The sequence below is a fragment of the Roseofilum sp. genome (genome assembly GCF_982964205.1).
Genome location: NZ_CEZBFX010000054.1, coordinates 1 through 17,853 on the forward strand (window position 1 = coordinate 1; position 17,853 = coordinate 17,853).

The 17,853-nt window shown below is 44.8% G+C and carries 18 protein-coding genes and 1 pseudogene; 13 read left to right on the forward strand and 6 right to left on the reverse strand.

The window, feature by feature from the left end; all coding sequences use genetic code 11:
• The 8 genes and pseudogenes from AC3A14_RS14225 to AC3A14_RS14260 all read left to right on the forward strand — a co-directional run.
• Nucleotides 1–399: pseudogene (locus AC3A14_RS14225) on the forward strand (hypothetical protein); the annotation flags it as partial.
• A gap of 50 nt (nucleotides 400–449) precedes the next feature.
• The gene (locus AC3A14_RS14230) at nucleotides 450–674 is read left to right on the forward strand and encodes a hypothetical protein (protein WP_487779037.1); all 225 of its coding nucleotides are present in this window, start codon (nucleotides 450–452) and stop codon (nucleotides 672–674) included.
• A 186-nt stretch (nucleotides 675–860) separates the two neighbouring features.
• The gene (locus tag AC3A14_RS14235) at nucleotides 861–1,406 is read left to right on the forward strand and encodes an IS630 family transposase (RefSeq protein ID WP_487779038.1); all 546 of its coding nucleotides are present in this window, start codon (nucleotides 861–863) and stop codon (nucleotides 1,404–1,406) included.
• A gap of 599 nt (nucleotides 1,407–2,005) precedes the next feature.
• A complete protein-coding gene (locus tag AC3A14_RS14240; protein WP_318732977.1) occupies nucleotides 2,006–2,380 on the forward strand; it encodes a hypothetical protein in 375 nt (124 codons plus the stop codon).
• 166 nt (nucleotides 2,381–2,546) lie between these two features.
• The gene (locus AC3A14_RS14245) at nucleotides 2,547–3,464 is read left to right on the forward strand and encodes a phosphate/phosphite/phosphonate ABC transporter substrate-binding protein (protein ID WP_318732976.1); all 918 of its coding nucleotides are present in this window, start codon (nucleotides 2,547–2,549) and stop codon (nucleotides 3,462–3,464) included.
• 31 nt (nucleotides 3,465–3,495) lie between these two features.
• On the forward strand, nucleotides 3,496–4,347 hold the full coding sequence (gene phnE / locus AC3A14_RS14250; RefSeq protein ID WP_318701525.1) for a phosphonate ABC transporter, permease protein PhnE: 852 nt from the start codon (nucleotides 3,496–3,498) through the stop codon (nucleotides 4,345–4,347).
• A gap of 137 nt (nucleotides 4,348–4,484) precedes the next feature.
• A complete protein-coding gene (locus tag AC3A14_RS14255) occupies nucleotides 4,485–5,378 on the forward strand; it encodes a PhnD/SsuA/transferrin family substrate-binding protein (RefSeq protein WP_318732975.1) in 894 nt (297 codons plus the stop codon).
• A 69-nt stretch (nucleotides 5,379–5,447) separates the two neighbouring features.
• Complete coding sequence (locus AC3A14_RS14260) at nucleotides 5,448–6,899, forward strand: sensor histidine kinase (protein ID WP_318732974.1); 1,452 nt, start codon at nucleotides 5,448–5,450, stop codon at nucleotides 6,897–6,899.
• Between the two features lie 21 nt (nucleotides 6,900–6,920).
• On the opposite strand, the gene AC3A14_RS14265 is transcribed toward AC3A14_RS14260, so the two are convergent.
• From AC3A14_RS14265 to AC3A14_RS14275, 3 genes are all read right to left on the reverse strand, one after another.
• The gene (locus tag AC3A14_RS14265; RefSeq protein WP_413038708.1) at nucleotides 6,921–7,541 is read right to left on the reverse strand and encodes a cytochrome c oxidase subunit 3; all 621 of its coding nucleotides are present in this window, start codon (nucleotides 7,539–7,541) and stop codon (nucleotides 6,921–6,923) included.
• Between the two features lie 127 nt (nucleotides 7,542–7,668).
• Entirely contained in the window at nucleotides 7,669–9,327 is a 1,659-nt protein-coding gene (ctaD, locus tag AC3A14_RS14270) for a cytochrome c oxidase subunit I (protein WP_318732973.1), read from the reverse strand.
• A 93-nt stretch (nucleotides 9,328–9,420) separates the two neighbouring features.
• Nucleotides 9,421–10,419 (reverse strand): cytochrome c oxidase subunit II, encoded by a 999-nt coding sequence (locus AC3A14_RS14275; RefSeq protein WP_318732972.1) that lies wholly within the window; start codon nucleotides 10,417–10,419, stop codon nucleotides 9,421–9,423.
• A 571-nt stretch (nucleotides 10,420–10,990) separates the two neighbouring features.
• On the opposite strand from AC3A14_RS14275, the gene AC3A14_RS14280 reads away from it, so the two are divergent.
• Entirely contained in the window at nucleotides 10,991–11,902 is a 912-nt protein-coding gene (locus AC3A14_RS14280; RefSeq protein ID WP_318732971.1) for a COX15/CtaA family protein, read from the forward strand.
• A 114-nt stretch (nucleotides 11,903–12,016) separates the two neighbouring features.
• Nucleotides 12,017–13,000: a heme o synthase gene (locus AC3A14_RS14285; RefSeq protein WP_318701518.1), complete on the forward strand. Its 984-nt coding sequence runs from the start codon at nucleotides 12,017–12,019 to the stop codon at nucleotides 12,998–13,000.
• Between the two features lie 74 nt (nucleotides 13,001–13,074).
• On the opposite strand, the gene AC3A14_RS14290 is transcribed toward AC3A14_RS14285, so the two are convergent.
• Complete coding sequence (locus tag AC3A14_RS14290; protein WP_318732970.1) at nucleotides 13,075–13,677, reverse strand: Uma2 family endonuclease; 603 nt, start codon at nucleotides 13,675–13,677, stop codon at nucleotides 13,075–13,077.
• Nucleotides 13,678–13,754: 77 nt separating this feature from the next.
• Complete coding sequence (locus tag AC3A14_RS14295; RefSeq protein ID WP_318732969.1) at nucleotides 13,755–15,203, reverse strand: glycosyl hydrolase family 57; 1,449 nt, start codon at nucleotides 15,201–15,203, stop codon at nucleotides 13,755–13,757.
• A gap of 68 nt (nucleotides 15,204–15,271) precedes the next feature.
• Between AC3A14_RS14295 and AC3A14_RS14300 the strand changes: the two genes are divergently transcribed.
• Together AC3A14_RS14300 and AC3A14_RS14305 are read left to right on the forward strand one after the other, a co-directional pair.
• Entirely contained in the window at nucleotides 15,272–16,480 is a 1,209-nt protein-coding gene (locus AC3A14_RS14300; protein ID WP_318701515.1) for an FAD-dependent monooxygenase, read from the forward strand.
• Nucleotides 16,481–16,493: 13 nt separating this feature from the next.
• Nucleotides 16,494–16,700 carry a hypothetical protein gene (locus AC3A14_RS14305; protein ID WP_318701514.1) on the forward strand — a complete coding sequence of 69 codons (207 nt, stop codon included), beginning with the start codon at nucleotides 16,494–16,496 and terminating at the stop codon, nucleotides 16,698–16,700.
• Here the strand turns inward: AC3A14_RS14305 and AC3A14_RS14310 are convergent.
• Nucleotides 16,681–17,310 (reverse strand): Crp/Fnr family transcriptional regulator, encoded by a 630-nt coding sequence (locus AC3A14_RS14310; RefSeq protein WP_318701513.1) that lies wholly within the window; start codon nucleotides 17,308–17,310, stop codon nucleotides 16,681–16,683. The two genes, AC3A14_RS14305 and AC3A14_RS14310, sit on opposite strands and share 20 nt — an antisense overlap.
• A gap of 106 nt (nucleotides 17,311–17,416) precedes the next feature.
• On the opposite strand from AC3A14_RS14310, the gene AC3A14_RS14315 reads away from it, so the two are divergent.
• Nucleotides 17,417–17,848: a DUF2127 domain-containing protein gene (locus tag AC3A14_RS14315; RefSeq protein ID WP_318701512.1), complete on the forward strand. Its 432-nt coding sequence runs from the start codon at nucleotides 17,417–17,419 to the stop codon at nucleotides 17,846–17,848.
• The last annotated feature ends 5 nt before the right edge of the window (nucleotides 17,849–17,853 follow it).

Genomic DNA, 17,853 nt, shown 5'->3' on the forward strand with positions numbered 1-17,853 from the left:
AAAGGCTCTATCCCTTATACAGTCTACTCTTTAGCTCCCTTGTCACCCCTTGAGGTTTTTAGCGTTCAAACCTCAGAAGAGCGATACATTAGAGAGATGATATTTGGTCATCGAAGAAGACGAACTTATTGGCAAATAACTACGGACACTTCTACCCTGCCCGAAAACTCAACGTCTTGGGTGATGACTAACATTCAAGAAACAAGAAACCAAATGAAAAAGACGATGGGGAACCTTTATGGTATGAGAACCTGGGTCGAATATGCATTTAGACAATGTAAGCAAGAATTAGGGTGGACAGATTATAGATTAACTCAATATGCCCAGATTGAAAAATGGTGGGAGATGATCATGAGTGCTGATCTAATGATTAGTTTGAATAGTCAACCATTTTGGTGATTAAATAATTCAGAATCCCAGAAGATAAAAAGTGCTAAAGTTCAAGGAGATTGTTCGGTTCCCTCACAGTGGGATCGCTCTGGCAGTTGGAAAAGTATCTTGAAGAATTTTCGTTTACTGATTCAGCCGACCCTTCTGTTCTGGTCAATTGTTCCGTGGTTATACTATTTCTCCATGATATTGCGCTTAATGAATACTCTCAGACAATTACCTCAATAGAAATCATGAGTGGCAAAATTAAAGAGAAATGGTATAAAGGAGCCAAAAGGATTTAATAGTTAGGGAGAAATTCAGGAATGGTTGTCGGAAAAACACGGGGAGAAAGTCAATTATAAAACGCTTCATAAGACGGTGAGGTATAAATTAGGAGGAAAATTAAAAACGCCTCGTCCGAGGAGTGTAAATCAGCATAAGGAAGCAGAAGAAACCTTTAAAAAAAAATCAAATTCGCCTTAAATGTATTGTATAAGCTATGGGGAAAAGGGGAAAAGTGTAGATACTTGGCTGGAGATGAGACGCGTTTAGGACTCAAGATAATTGGGGGAAAGAAGATTACCCTAAAAGGAGTGAAACCCCAGGGAAGTGTACAGTGGAAAAGAGACAACTTTTATCTGTATGGAGCGGTAGATATCATCAGTGGAGAAAGCTATTTTTATGAGTTTTTGCATATAGATGGTCAGTGTTTTCAGTTATTTGTGAATCAGTTATCAAAAGAATTTCCAGAAACTCTGAATTTTCGGCAACTAGATAATGCAGGTTGTCATAAAAATATAGATTTCCCAGAAAATATCATTCCCATTTTTCAACCGGCTTATAGCCCGGAAGTCAACCCGATTGAGCGATTATGGGAAGAATTAAAAGCCAAGCTAAGATGGCAGAACTGTAAAGACCTGAAAAGGCTACAGCAAAGGCTTTCACAAGTCCTTGATTCCTTCGATAAGGTAACGATCGCCTCGATAACTGGATGGGACTACTTGGTTCATGCCTTATTAAGCGCAACTTCATAGAGAAATGGTATCAAGACAATTGGGGGAAAGAAGATTACGCTAAAAGGAGTGAAACCCCAGGGAAGTGTACAGTGGAAAAGAGAAAACTTTTATCTGTATGGAGCGGTAGATACAGCGCTTTGCGCTGTTATGAGGGACAGTGTTGAATCCTCAAAGCTATGTACCAAAAGCCTATTCCCTATTCCCTATTCCCTAGCGCAAAGCGCTATAGATCCTAAGCAATACAAGCTATTGTCCCTATTCCCTAGTGTGAAGGGCCATATATCATTACTGTATGATCTTTCCCTTGACAAGGGTCTTAAACCCCTGGTTATTATATAGGGCAAAAAATTAATTTATATTTAGAGTTTTCAGTACATTGACTCTTCAAACAATGAAATATGTAGGAAAACTTAAATAAGATTAGTGACTCTTGGTTTCCCTGTATAGTTATTCCTGAAAACTGAACTTAATCTAAAAAATACTGTATGCTAAAAGAGAGGCAATATTAGGAGCTTCCTTTGTCCTAGAAAAAATGGGTGTCAGGAGTCTCCGTTTCTTTAAAATCCAACCTTTGAAATTTTTTTCCCTAAAAACTTAACTTTTTTTAACTTAACACCATGATTGTTCATCAAAATCCATTAAGGAAGTTTGACATTTACCAACAGTCTCCTCGCAAAAAGCGGTACATCAGCATTGTTGCTTATTTTGACCGCCATGGCATCCTGAACGACTATGTTGTACTCAACCAAAGCCTCAAGGTAGATTGGACCAGAGTCATTTTCCAGGCGATCTCCCTGAAACTGTTGATGGCTTCTTTTCTGGGTTTAGAAGGATGTCAAAAAGTGACGCTCAAAGGTCAAGGATTTAAGGCCGTGGTTATGCCCATTAATAGCGGATATCGAGCCATGATCTATGAGCAATGCTCTGAACGAGAAGAAACATTAAGTAATGTCAAAAATGATTATACCAGTTATCTGGTTAATTATAATTAGATAATTATTCCATCGACCTTCTGCAAGAAAGAGGGACATGGGCAAAATTTTCATGGAGGACTAGGGATTTGATCGGATGGTATTCTCAGCGTAAACTCAGGAAAATTAGGTAATTAAATGAAGAGATTAATTCCTGACCAGACTGGTTAACGTAGGTTTGGTCTAAATGATGTCCTACAAACCGATCGATTTTATGCAACGCTGTATCAAACAGATTTTACTGGGGTGCTTAACCCTAATCACGATTATCTCCTGTAGTCAATCTAATCCTGATAATGCTCAACTGACAGAATTGAAATTTGGAGTTGGGCCGTATTTTCCGACTCCTGGTGAAAACCAAAGTCAATTTGAGCCATTATTTAACCAACTGGCAGAAGGGATAAATCTTAAAGCTGATGTGACGGTGACGGAAGATTGGGTGGGAATTTCCGAAGCCTTGCGATCGCGGACCTTAGATGTAGCCTGGTTAGGCCCGTGGGGCTATGTCTTGGCCAACCATAATGATCCGTCGATTGAAGCGATCGCCACCGTAAAATATAAAGAACAACCGGTTTATTACTCTATTCTCATGGCTAAAGCGGATGCGCCCTTTGATACCCTCGATGAGGCGATCGCCCAAAGTCAGAACGGCCCCAAACTTAAACTCAGTTTAGCCGACGTTGGCTCTACATCCGGCTGGCTGATTCCCCAAGGAGAATTTAAGCGACGCGGACTCGATCCAGAAGCTGTATTTGACTATAATGAAGGGGCATCCCACGCAGCTCAGGCGATCGCCGTTTTAGAAGGTCAAGTTGACATTGCCTCTGACTATGACCGGAATATAGATGTCCTCAATAGTACCGGACGCATCGACCGCTCCCAACTGAAAATCATCTGGCAATCCGATCCTCTCCCCAACGATCCCATTGCCGTGCGTGGTGGACTACCTCCAGAGCTTAAAGCTCAATTGCAACAACAGTTAGCAAATCTTTCAGTACAAGAGGCACAAACCCTATTACCAGAAAACTATACCGGGTTTGTGCCTTCCGATGGCAGTAACTATTCACCCATCCAAGCAGCCGGTAAATCGGTCGGTAAGCTCTAATGCTGGTAATGGGTAATTGGGATAATTATCAATGACTAAACTAGAACCGCGATCGCTCCATTCTTTCTCCAAGTGGGAGTCTATTCTCAATACCCATGAGCAAGAGCAGCGCAGTTTAGGACGATTGCTGAAACAAGGATTTTGGGGAGTCGTGGCGATCGCCGTTTTAATCGCTAGTTGGCGGTTATCGGAAATCTCTCCAGCAGACTTTTGGGCGGGTTTACCGCGCTTGGGGAACTGGTTAACGCGACTTTGGCCCCCAGATTTTGCGGAGTTACCCGATTTTTTAATTGCTACGGCTGAAACCTTGGCGATCGCCATTATGGGAACCCTCACCGCCACGATCGCCGCTATTCCCCTCTCCCTCTGTATCGCTCGACCCCTCTCTCCCATTCCCCAACTCGCTCCCGTCTTGCGTTTGCTACTCAATCTTCTGCGGGGTATTGATACAGCTATCTTTGCCCTCTTTTTCGTCTCCATTGTCGGATTAGGCCCCTTTGCTGGGGTCTTAGGAGTCGCTTTTCATACAACTGGATCGATGGCCAAGCTCTATGTTGAAGTTCTAGAAACTTTGCCATTAGAGCCGATAGAGGCGATCGAAGTAACAGGAGCCGATCGCCTGCGGACATTTATTTTTGCCGTTCTTCCCGAAGCCCTCCCCGGACTCATTGGTATTACGCTCTACCTGTGGGAATTTAACGTGCGCTCCTCTGTCATTCTCGGTATTGTCGGTGCAGGAGGAATCGGTTATGAAGTGCTGGTGAGCCTGAAACTGTTAGATTTTTCCCGCTTAACCACAATTTTGTTATTGATTTTAGCCATGGTGAGTGCGATCGATGCCCTCAGTGCCTATGGACGAAAGCAATTAACACTTAATCCTTAACACTTATCGCCGTTCCCTCTCCCCACGCCCTATCCATCTCTTATCCAAACGATAACCTCACTTAGAGAATCCATCTTCTATGCTGGGGTCATCTATGTTCGTTTTTTCTCCTTGAGAGGATAACTGGGTTGAAGACCATGAAAAGACGTTATTTCCTAACCTTCTCCCTCGGACTGTTGGTTAGTTGTGCCGCAAGCCGGCAGACTTCAGATAATACCATCCCTGTGGACAATGCTTCTGTAGCCCCCTTAAAATTAGCCATTAGCGATGTTCAAGGACTTGAAGACCTCAAAAGAGACTATGAACCCTTTCGGGTTGCCTTAGTGGAAAGCTTTGGGAAATCGGTAGAATTTTATGCAGTTGATAGTTATACAGAAGTTGCTTCAGCCTTGCAAGCAGGAGCAGTAGATCTATCAATTATTGGGCCTTCTGAATATGTGTTAATTCGCGCTCGGACGAATGCCATTCCTGTGATTAGCATTACTCGACCGAATTATCATGCAGCGATCGCCCTTCCACCCAACTCGCCAGTACAATCGATCCCAGATCTAAAAGGGAAAACCATTGCCATGCTTAAAGTGGGTTCTACTAGCGGTCATTTAGGGCCAACTGATATGTTTGTCAGTGCGGGACTCGATCCCAAAACCGATTATCAAGTCAAAATGTTAGGTCGAGAAGGTTCCTTAGCCGCACTGAAAAACGGAGAAGTAGATGCTTGGGCCGGGCCAATTACCGATTATGAAGACTTTTTACAAGCAGAAGAGGTTTCTCCTAGTGAGTTTCGCCTATTAGCCAAAGGACCTGCTCTACCTAGTGATGTATTAATTGTCAATAATCGGATGAAACCAGAGGAAGTAGAGAATCTGCGCGATCGCATTTTAGCCGATCAAGAGACAATCGTAAGAGCTTTAGGGTTTACCACAGCCAACAAAAGTAAGTATAAAGCCTCTACGTTAATTGCTGTAGACGATCGAGATTACGATATGATACGCAATGTGTATCGCGCGATCGGAGAAGGGAATTTCCTCTAAGGTAATTGGTCTTTTTCGATCTCAGAAGGCTTGAGTATAGCAATAGTCAGTAACTCCCTACGTTGGACGATGATTGATCGATTAAACCAGTGGTGGACTAACTCATCCTTCAGGGATCGGGTCGTCAAGCAGATCAATCATCTGAGTATTGGTCAGAAAATTGCGATCGGATATGGGTTCTCCTTGGGAGTTGCCATTTGTGGTTCCTTAGCTGGGCTGTTTATTGGAGAATATTATCAGCATAGAGCAAATGAAGAATTGGCGATCGCCTCGCGCCAACAACTGCTCTTAAAAGATCAGGAAAATGCCATCCTCGCCATCCGCTTACATCCCCAAAGACTCATTGGCATCCTCGGAGATACAATTTGGTTTAGCTATGAAGCGGATAAATTTATTGCTGATATCAACCGGGTAGAAAAAGCAAACCAAGCCTTTGAGCAGTTTTTGCAAAACTATGCTTGCGCTTCCGATGTCGATCTGCCAAAATTGCAAGACACCCTAGCCAGATATCGTCAGGTAACCCAACAGTATAAAGCTCTCATTCTCAAACTTTGGCAACAACTTGACCCCCCTAGTCTCACCGTCAACCAAATTACACCCGCACGGCAAACGATTATCAATACTCTCACCTCCAAAGAAGCCACAAAAATTGAAATTGAATTTGACCGCTTGCTCGAAAATTTGGTTTGGATTGAAGAAGTCATCGATAACCAATATCACAGAGCAGAACATGAACGCATACAAGCTGAATATCTGCGTCGGTGGATTATTGTAATCAGCATTGCCAGTTCTCTCCTCCTCTCTAGTTTACTGGTTTTCTTAACCAGTTCGGCGATCGCTCGTCCCCTCCAGTCCCTAGAACAAGTTGCCACCCAAATTACCCAACAGTCTAACTTTAACCTCCGTTGCCAAGTCACCACCCAAGATGAAGTTGCCACCGTTGCCCAAGCCTTTAACCAACTAGTAGAGCGCATCAGTATCTATACCCAAGAACTCGAGCAAGCTCGCGTCGCTGCCGATGAAGCCAATCAAGCCAAAAGTGAATTTCTCGCCAACATGAGTCATGAACTGCGAACTCCCCTCAAGGGCATTCTCGGCTATACCCAAATCATGGAACGTACCCAAGACCTCAATACCCAACGCCACGGAATAGAAATTATTGAACAATGTGGAACTCACTTACTCAATCTGATCAACGATATCCTCGATTTAGCCAAAATTGAAGCCCGCAAACTCGACCTCATTCCCCAGGAATTTCATTTGCCAGCCTTTCTTTCGGGTATCGCAGAAATGTCTAGAGTTCGTGCAGATAAAAAAGGAATTCAATTTCAATATAGCGAACACCCAGGACTACCCAAGGCCGTAATGGCAGATGATAAACGTTTGCGTCAAGTCCTCTTAAATCTCTTAGGAAATGCGATTAAGTTTACCCATCAAGGGCGCACCATCTTACAAGTTTATCCCCTTGAAGACTTAAGGAAAAACAGGGTTTTTGCCAAAAACCCTGTTTTTCCGACATGATGTGGGCAGATAGGGGATTATCTACAGGATATATAACAGAGTAAAGAGGACAATCCAGACCACATCAACAAAGTGCCAGTAAATCTCGGCCGCTTCTACACCAAAGTGGGACTCTTGGGAATAGTGACCCGAAACGCGAGATCGCCACAATACACCCAAAATTAACACTAATCCGAACAAAACGTGCAAACCATGGAAGCCTGTCAGCACATAAAACGTACTGGCAAACACATTATCAGTTAAGCCAAAGCTGAGATGGAAATACTCATACAACTGTCCGATGAGGAACACAATTCCCATGAGGGCAGTAATTCCAAACCAGAGTCGGAGTCCTTTTTCATCACCTTTATTTTTAATCGCATCCCCAGCCTTATGAATGACAAAACTACTGGAAATCAGAATGATGGTATTAATGCCAGGTAGAAGCAATTCCAGTTCTGTGCCTTCCGGTTGCCAGTCGGGTGAGGTGAGCTTAAACGTAAGATAAGCGGCAAACAATCCCAAAAAGATCATCGACTCCGCAATCAGGAACATCAGAATCCCGAATATGCGATGATCCGGATGTTCTTCATGATGGGATACCCCGTGAGTTTCTTCGGCATATCCCATTACAGTTGCTGTGGCTTCAGCAGAACTTTGCATACAAAAATCCTCCAATTAGGGAATAGGGAATAGGGAATGGGGCGTTGGGAGAAACCGGGTTTCTGGCAAGTTTTGCGATTCTATGCCAGATTTTCGTAGAAACCCGGTTTCTAGTTTCCGTGCCCAACTAAGCAGAGGGTTTCATTTCTGCTAACAATTCATCCACCGATTTTTCCTCTTCTGATTCTTCAGTATCAATCCCATAATCATAGGGGCCAGACCAAAGAACGGGGGGTTCTAAGAAATTTTCCACTGGCGGTGGAGAAGCGGTTAACCATTCTAGGGTTAAGCCATTCCAAGGATTAGCCGGTGCAACAGAGCCAGCTAACCAACTCCAAGTGGCATTAATTAAGAAAGGCAAGGTGGAGATAGCCAGAAGAATTGAACCCACTGTACACACCATATTAATGGTGGCAAATTGAGGATCGTATTCGGCTACCCGGCGAGGCATTCCTTGTAAGCCTAACCAATGCATGGGGAGGAAGCAAAGGTTAAAGCCGAGGAACGTTAGTACAAAATGTACTTTACCCCAGGTTTCATTGAGCATTCTGCCGGTCATTTTGGGGAACCAGTGATAAATCGCGCCATAAATGCCGAAGACACTGCCACCAAATAGGACATAGTGCAGGTGAGCGACGACAAAATAGGTATCGTGAACGTGGATATCAAAGGGGGCAGAGGCTAACATGATGCCGCTTAAGCCACCCACCACGAAGAGGGAAACGAAGCCGAGGGCAAATAGCATGGCACTATTGAGGCGAATTTTACCGCCCCAAAGGGTGGCGATCCAGCTAAAGACTTTGATTCCAGTGGGTACGGCGATGATCATGGTGGCAACCATGAAGAACATCCGCAACCATCCGGGAGTGCCGCTGGTAAACATATGGTGCGCCCAAACAATCAAGCCCAGGAAACTGATGACGAGACTGGAGTAGGCGATCGCCTTATACCCAAAGATCGGCTTACGTGAATGCACGGGAATAATTTCTGAAATTACACCAAATAGAGGCACAATCATGATGTACACCGCTGGATGGGAATAAAACCAGAACAGGTGCTGATAGACAATCGGATCGCCGCCACCGGTGGGATTAAAGAAAGAAGTCCCCGCCATTAAGTCAAAGGCTAACAGGACCAGTGCGCCCGCTAAAACCGGGGTAGACATCAAAATTAAGATGGAAACGGAAACAGTTGCCCAGCAAAATAGGGGCATATCATAAATCCCCATGCCAGGCATTCTCATGTTCACAATTGTGGTCATGAAGTTGATCCCCCCCAGAATGGAAGAGGTTCCCAACAACAGCACACTGATAATCCAAATGAATTCCCCTGCCTTATCGCCTGTCGTACTTAAGGGAGGATAGGCAGTCCAGCCTGCTCCAGGAGCGCCAACAAAGAAACTTGACATCAACAAAATGCCCCCTGGAATAATTAACCAGAAGGCAACAGCGTTGAGCCGAGGAAAGGCCATATCCTTAGCCCCAATCATCAGAGGAACCAGGTAGTTGGCTAAACCGGCACCAGCAGGAACAATCCAAAGGAAAATCATCACGGTTCCATGAACCGTAAACAAACCGTTATAGAGTTCGCGGCTGACAAAATCCACTTCTGGAGTGGCTAATTCGGTACGGATACCAACGGCTAAGAGTCCTCCGAGAATGTAGAAAACAAAGGAGGTCACCAGGTATTGCATCCCGATTATTTTGTGGTCGGTGCTGAAGCTTAAGAAATCTCGCCAACTGGGACGATAGGCTTCAACAGCGGCTGATTCTTGTGGTTGTGACATAGATATTAGGGAATAGGGAATAGGGAATAGGGAATAGGGAAACCAATTTTTCCCTTAAAAATCCCCCTTTTAAGGAATGAGCTAGACCTGAGATTACAGGGAATGATGGTGTTCATTGCCCATAGTGCCCATGGCTTTGAGGGCACTCTCGTCCATACCCATTTCTTGGGTATAGGGCGCTAGATATTCCTCGGAGGAGAGGTTGGCTACTGGGGTTCCCAGATTTTCTCCATCCACTGAGGCGATTTGCTCATTTACCCATTGGTCAAAGTCTTCTGCGGATTCAACGATGGTTTGGGTTCTCATCCCTCCATGGTAGGAACCGCACAATTCAGCGCAAACAACGGGATAGGTTCCCGGTTCTCTGGGGCGCAAGCGCAGTTCTGTTTCTCGACCGGGGATGGCATCTTGTTTGACCCGGAATTGGGGTATCCACAGGGAGTGAATCACGTCAGCAGCTTTAATGTTCAGTTGTACATCTCGGTCTACAGGCATATGTAGGTCTCCACTGACAATGCCGGTTTCTGGATAGGTAAAGATCCAAGCATATTGGAGGCCGAGAACATCCACAACGAGATCGGGGGCTTTGCCGATTTCATCGGGATCTGCGCCAATACCGATCGCCACTCGACGATTTGCTTTTTCCAGTGTCGGTGCTTCTTGTGACAGGGACGCGGCGATCGCGGCTCCCTCTATATGGGCTACCTGTTGACCACGATCGTGGGATGCCATCGGATCGAGTCCGCCCATATTGGTATACACATCGAAGCTATAGACCCCCAAGCCTAAAACAATCATGGCTGGAATTGCTGTCCAGACAATTTCTAGGGGAATATTGCCTTCAATCGGGGGGCCATCCGTTTCGTCTCCCGGCCGCTGGCGGAAGCGCACGATCGAAAAGATCAGAATACCCTGAACCAGTAAGAACAGGCCGATGGAAATGGTCATCATAGTATTAAATAGCCCATCTATCCAGGGCGCTTCCTCGGAAGCTGCCACAGGCATTAAACCATGATGTTGACCAAACCAGAGGCTGATCAGAGTTAAGAGAATACCAGCAATTAGCGTGATAATGTTACTCGGAATATTCACAGTGATTATGCCGATCCATCTTCAAGGGGTTGAACGTTTGACATCCTCACCGGGCGCTGTTGCCACGGTGATTCCTAATTCATGTCCGCGAAGCGGAAACCTCACGTTAGCGAGATCTACCCTCCGCAGGAGGCTTTAGGTTTCTGCTTCTGAGAACTGCCTCCACCCTAGTCGCGAGTTTATGGTCTTATGTTCGCTCCACAGACTATTCCCGCGAGCCACGCGGTTCTGAAGCATGAGATCCCTTTTTGAGAGAAAAGAATCTTCACTTCTCTACTTACGTTAGAGCAGGTCTTCTCGATCCAGGCGTTATCCTAAGCTATCCTTAATACTTTTTTCAGGAATGGGGAGAGACTCCAGACGCAAAGAGAGTCACTTACCCATTACCGATGATTGAGAATCGAAAGAAAAACAAAAGCCTGGCTGGGATTGGCGATCGCCTGATTACAGTAGTAGACCAGTGGCATTAGGCCAAATGGTCTTACCCTCTATTTTCGGTTGGTGAGCATTCGCTCACGAATTGTTTAACATGGATTGATAATTTATTGCATAAACGAACGTGAGTAGGGACATGGCTAATTTCACTCTCCATGAACAAATAGAATCCAAGCATCAAGTTCACCCTAAACAAAGAATCCTCAATTTAGTCGTCAAGCTTGTAGTAGCCACCATACTTTTAATGGCAGTGGGTAGCGCGACTCGGGTGATGAATGCGGGTTTAGCTTGTCCAGATTGGCCCCTGTGTTACGGAACCTTAGTGCCAACCCAACAGATGAATCTACAGGTATTTCTGGAATGGTTCCATCGTTTGGATGCCAGTTTAATTGGCTTAGGGGCAATTTTCCTCATGGGTTTGTCCTGGTGGTATCGTCAGGAACTCCCTCGATGGTTACCCTGGGCTGCAACTGGGAGTTTAGGGCTAGTGGTCTTCCAAGGACTACTTGGAGGCCTCACAGTTACTCAACTCTTGCGGTTTGATATTGTGGCCGCTCACCTGGGAACTGCTCTCTTATTCTTCCTCAGTCTGGTCATCATCTGGATGTTATTGTTACCCTATAACGGCACAGGAGCAACCGGAAAACTGCCCTGGATCGGCACAGTAGCGGCCAGCTTGGTCTACATTCAAAGTATTTTAGGAGCGCTTGTCGCTTCCCAATGGGCCGTTCATCAATGCTTAGGCGGAAATCAGCTTTGTGCAATTATGCATAGCCATATTGCTGGCGTACTTCCTCCCTTGATCGCCACTGCTATCCTGATTATCTGGGCCCGACGTACTCCTGCGCTGCACCCCCTGCTACGGCGCTTAATTCACTATGCAGCAGGTCTTTTAGTCTTACAAATTCTGCTGGGAGTGGGGACGTTGTGGTTACATCTACAAGTGGAACCCCTAACAGTTGCCCATCAAACCATTGGCGCATGTTTATTGGGGATTTTAACTGCCTTTTCAGTTTTAGCATGGCGCGATAATGCTCCGAATCACTGAGGCGATAAAACTCCGTTTCGCTTCGCGATCGCCACATTCTCCCCGATCTCCAGTAGGAAAAACATTTCTTCGATCACTAATGCCCTATATCAGCGCGAAGCGCCATATCGATCTATGCAAGACACCGCAAGACTTTCCATCTCTTCTGTTCAACACGCTCTTCTGGAGACCTGGCGCAATTACTATCAACTCACTAAACCTCGTATTATCCCCCTACTCCTGATTACCACAGCCGCCAGTATGTGGATTGCTTCAGAAGGCAAAATCGATCCCATCCTCTTACTCGTTACCCTTACTGGGGGAACCTTAGCTGCTGCGTCCGCCCAAACCCTCAACTGCATTTATGACCTGGATATTGATTATGCGATGATACGCACGCGCAAGCGTCCCCTTCCTTCTGGAAAAGTCCAACCGCGACATGCACTAATTTTTGCCTTAATTCTGGCTGGATTATCCTTTGGATTATTAACCCTATTTGCTAATCTGCAAGCCGCTCTTTTGGCCATGATGGGCATTGTCTTTTACATGGTCGTCTATACCCACATGCTCAAGCGCAATACCCCCCAAAATATTGTCATTGGTGGAGCTGCGGGGTCAATCCCTCCCTTAGTGGGTTGGGCCGCAGTTACTGGGGAATTAAGTTGGGCAGCTTGGTTATTATTTGCCTTAATTTTCCTTTGGACTCCACCCCATTTCTGGGCCTTAGCTCTGATGATTCGGGAAGATTATGCCACTGTAAACGTGCCCATGTTACCTGTGGTAGAAGGGGAAGAAGTGACCACCGAGCAAATTTGGATCTATTCTTTATTGGTGGTTCCCGTTTCGTTGATGTTGATTTACCCTTTGGGAGTCTGTGGAGCAGTCTATGGCGGGTTTGCTTTGGTTTTAGGAGGAATTTTCCTTCAAAAAGCTTGGGTTTTATACCAAAATCCCAAGGATCTGCCGTTAGCCAAATCCATGTTTAAGTATTCGATTTTGTATATGATGGTATTGTGTACGGGAATGGTGATCGATAGCCTCCCCATGACCCATCAGATGGTACAAGCTTGTACCGGTCATTTAGAGACGTTGATGGGTATGGTGTTGAGTATGAGTTAAGATCATTCATCTCTGTCTGTTCTCTGTTGTTTGTTTTGCCCGCTACGGCGGGTTTTTTAGTGATAAAATAAGCTTTAACTCAAGGGGCGAAGGCGATCGCGAAAATCCATTACGGCATCGAATTGTTCGCTAGGTTTGACATAACTGGCTAAGAGAGATACATCTAAGTTGGGGAGAAGCTCACTTTTGGCGATCGCCTCATATCCTGTAGAGTGCAAGTGATACAACGAAAACTTCCCCTCTTTCCATTGCCACACTTCCTGGACTCCCAAACCTTGATAAATCTGCAATTTATCCACCATACCGCTTGTGACGACCACTTCGATCGCTAGATCCGGGAATTCTTTCTTATGATCCAGACAGTAACACTCATCGGGTTCCAGTCCTCTTTGCGCCATCTCCTTACGAAACGTCGCTGAACCGATAGCATGAAAACGAATCCGCGCTTCTTGAAAGTAGGCTTCCAAAAGCATTCCAATCATTTTTTTCAGTTCTTCATGCTCTGCGGAAGTGGCCATAATTTCGAGAACTCCTTCTAGGTAACTCAGTCGCAAGTTAGGAAAATCATTTCCCAGAGTGGCTAACAAGAGTTCATATTGCCGCCAACTGACTCCTGACAAAACTAGGCGTTGTTCGGCAGTGGGGAGGATAGAAGGAGAGATGGCAAAAGAACTCATAGGCAATCTCTATTCTTACAAGCGATCGGGTTATACTGCTTTGATATTAACATCTGTTCAGAAAAGTGCGATCGCTCTTAATCATGTAGGATCTCTATTCCTCGCTCGTACAACATCTTTGCATAATCCGTCCAAGTTCCCTGTCCCCAATAGCGAAAACAACTGGTTTCCAACAGTAAAACATAGAGCAGCGCCTGTTGATAATCTTCCTGTTGAGTAACGGTCGAATCTTGGGCTACTAAAGCATCATACTTTTGATGAAACAAAGCACTTAAATGATGCATCGGTTCTAAGACATTTTCATACCCTTTTACCCAACTGAGATCGTTTGTCCAAGAGGCTCCATCCAGATGGAAATTGGGGTCTTTTTCCTTTAATTGAATTAACACCCCTTTCACTTTCTCTGGATTCACATCATCCCCCAATTCTTGCCAGATTCTATGCTGCTGTACAGCCTGACAAACGGGATAATCTTCTGGCTTCACTCCGGCGCTTTCGAGTAATTCTAAATATTCTGTCCCATTTAAGCCAACAACTCCATTATTTTCTTGACCATTGCCTTTAATCTGATGCCATACCGGATGAAAATCACGGGGATACTCATTCATCATCACACCCCCATTTTCACCATCAGCAATTTGAGTGACACAACTAGGCAAATTCACATTTCCCAAGGTTCTTCTAGAGCGCGTTTTCGCTTCATGATAGGGTTGCATTTGTGCGACCAACTTCGTATCTGAACCTTGAGTTTTAATCAAAGCAATCATACTGATTTCTTGCCCTTGGCAATTGCGAGCAATCAAACAATTGGGCACATATTTATCGTCCCGATCCAGAGGGCTGCCATCTAAACGCTCAACTGAATGTTCCTGTACCAATAACCAGCGATAGCCACATTCTTTTAAGGCTTTAATATATTCAAAGAGGGTATCTGGATGGTTGGGAAGATGCATTTCTGGTGGCGAAAATCCCTTAACTCGCTTTAGAGCTTCTGTACCAAAAATTGCTCTAAATTGATGCTGCCATGCCAGAATATGCAATTTAAGATCGGGAATGGGCGTAGAGGGAACTACGGCATGACTCCACATCGTTCCCAACCATTCTACACAATCAGAATAAGGGGATTTTGTCAAGTTTTTTAGAGAGTCTAGAATATCCTCGCGCCCCATTTGTTGTAATCCCCAAAGCAGGTTACCGGAATAATCCAACATGATGCGTGGATGACAGCCTTGATTAACCAATTCTGGGATAAATTCTCCCATCCGTTGATAACACCAAGCAAAGGGAGCTGCGTTGTGATTATCTCCTTCTTGGAGATGCTCAAACATATAGTGTAAATTGCTGATCAATGCCCCATTTTTCCCTGCGGGAATCGTGGGTTGGTGCATATGCAGGGCACAAGCAAAGGCAGCACTAATCTGGTTGATATTCCAAGTTGTAGAGCGATAAATGGGGGTTTGTTCTTGGACAATGGCGGTAATTTCTGCTTCTGAGCCACAGATAGGAGGTAAGGGAGTGGGATTCATGGGGTTTAGACGGCGATCGGATTGTGATTTACAATTATTTTATTCCTTAAATCTATAGGGTATCAGTCATGACCCCAAAAGTAATTATTATTGGTGGTGGTATTGGTGGATTAACCTGTGCTATTGCCTGTGTCCAAGCTGGATTAGAGGTAGAACTCTATGAAAAACGGACATGGGAAGGCATGGTATCGGGGCCGGGAGGTATTTTTATCCAACGCAATGCCATGAGTGTCTATGAGAAATTGGGCTTGGCTAAAGCACTTTATGAAAAAGGGGGGAAAATTAAGAAAGGGGGCTTTAGCAATGCACAAGGAAAGCCTTTATATATTAACTCTCCTGAGTTTGTTAATTGCTCGGATTTAGGGGTTTGTCTGGGTCGTCCTGTCTTACAGAAACTGTTATATGATGCACTGCTGTCAGGTATTGTGCAAACCAACAAGAAGTTTGTGGAGGTTAGGGAAAAGGAGGAAAAAATCGAGGTTTGTTTTGAGGATGGGGAGACAACCTGGGGTGATGTTTTGGTTGGTGCGGATGGACTCTATTCTCAAGTTCGAGTATCTTTGAATGCAGACGAGGTGCTAGAACCCCCGGTGTATAGTGGGATGCGATGTTGGCGTGGATGTTTTAACCCAGAAGGAATTAATTTTAATCCAGAGTATAGTTGGATGGAATATTGGGGAAAAGGCAATCGCCTCGCTTATTTTACCATAGGCGACGGTCAACGCTCCTTTTATGCCTTTGATAATGTGCCTCTAGAGAGTCCTAGGAGTCAACCCGGAACCCGAAAATCGCTCTTGCGCCAACTGTTTAAACACTACAGCTCACCAGTGCCTCAAATTATTGAAGCCCTTGAAGAAACCGATATTTATGAAGATAACATTTATGACCGTTTACCTCTAACCCCAGTTTGGGGCAAAAATCGAGTTACCTTAATTGGAGATGCTGCCCATCCTGTGCAACCGAGTATTGGTCAAGGGGGATGCATGGCCATTGAAGATGCCTATGAATTAGTGTACTCAATTAAAACTTGTGCCGATTTATCCCAACTTGCTCAAACTCTACGACAATTTGAGCAACGCCGTACACCACGCATTACCCAAGTGTTTGAATCTTCGCGCCAAATCAGTTCTTTGGGTCAATTAGAAAATTCTCTGAGTTGTCAGGTGCGGAACTGGATTTACCGCTTAACACCGACTTGGTTAGGAGATTTACAGTTTAAGTGGTTGTTTGATTATCAACCTTCTGGGCAATATAGTGCTTTGCGGGGTAATGAGTAATTAGATAGTGGATGTGAAAAAAACTGAAATTATTGCTTTTGAAATGATGAGCAATGGTGGGAGTCGAAGAATCCGAGAATCGATGGTGTTACTGGGGTTAGCAATTGGACTGCTGGAAATGGGTTTGGAGCGCGATCGCACTTCCAATAATACCACAGTCGGCACTTGGTTTCTTGCCCAACTCCAGAACTCAAGCGCAATTAACCCTTCTGGAGAGTAATATGACGCTCCGAGTCTAGGGTTAACCATTGATCTTGGCGCAGCTCTTTCATTAACCGAGTGACGGTTACCCGGGTTGTGCCAATGGTTTTGGCTAAATTCTGATGGGTTAACTTCACCGGTAAGCGTATACCTCGACCTTCTTCAGTGGGTTGGCCCATTTCGTGAGCTAATAATAACAGTAATTGTTCTAAGCGCTCTTTTACGCGTCGATAACTGACTAAAGCCAGAATTGATTCAGTTTGCCGTAAACGACGACTCAATTGCTCCCATAAACTGCTGCATAAGATGGGAGATGTTTCAATTTCGGTCAGGGTAAAGCGCATTAAACCGACATTCGACAGAGCAATAGCTTGATAACTTTCAATCCGGGTTAAGGGTAAACCAAAGGGCATAGAAGGGACTGCGAAGCCTAATAAGGATTCCTCACCATTGGTTTGAATGGAACTTAAACTCACTACACCCCGACAGACCACCCAAATATCACTAGAATTGAGGGGAATTATTTGCCCACCAACAAAGTCTACTAAACTCCGACCTTGATAGAGGTCTTCAAGCAGTTCACGGAATTGGATTTGAGAATTACGGGTAGGCAGAAGTGAGGAAACCATACAAAAGTCCTAGTGTATGAGTTAATGTCGGTTCCCTTACTAGTCTAGGACGTTACATTCATAAACAGGTAATCTTCAGGTTAAGCTTTGGTTGAGAGGGTGCTAAATGGCTGTTCTAGCGATCGCCTCGGCTTGGAGTTGGAGAAATTATGAGGCGATCGCCCAGTGGGCAGAAGACTACTTGGTTAATGGAGAATACAGCACCATTGAATGGATTGTCCATTACCTCCTCCATCATCAAGTGTCCGAACTGCAATGGATTGCCAGAATTGCTAGTGTTTATGCCCTAGGATTAGGCACAGCAACCCTAGGGTTATGGTATGGAAAATCCTGGGGAAATTTCCTCGTTATCCTATTAGCTGGGTTACCTCTACCGGTGGAAGTTTGGCAATCGATTCACCATCCTTCCGTTAATCATGTCATCCTTTTAGGGTTGAATTTATTCGTCTTTTTCTATTTGCTCAATCATCTCCAGCAGCAACAGAAAACAGCAAACAGCAAAATTGTCCCGATCTCTAGCAGAGAAAGAGTTGATTAGGACAG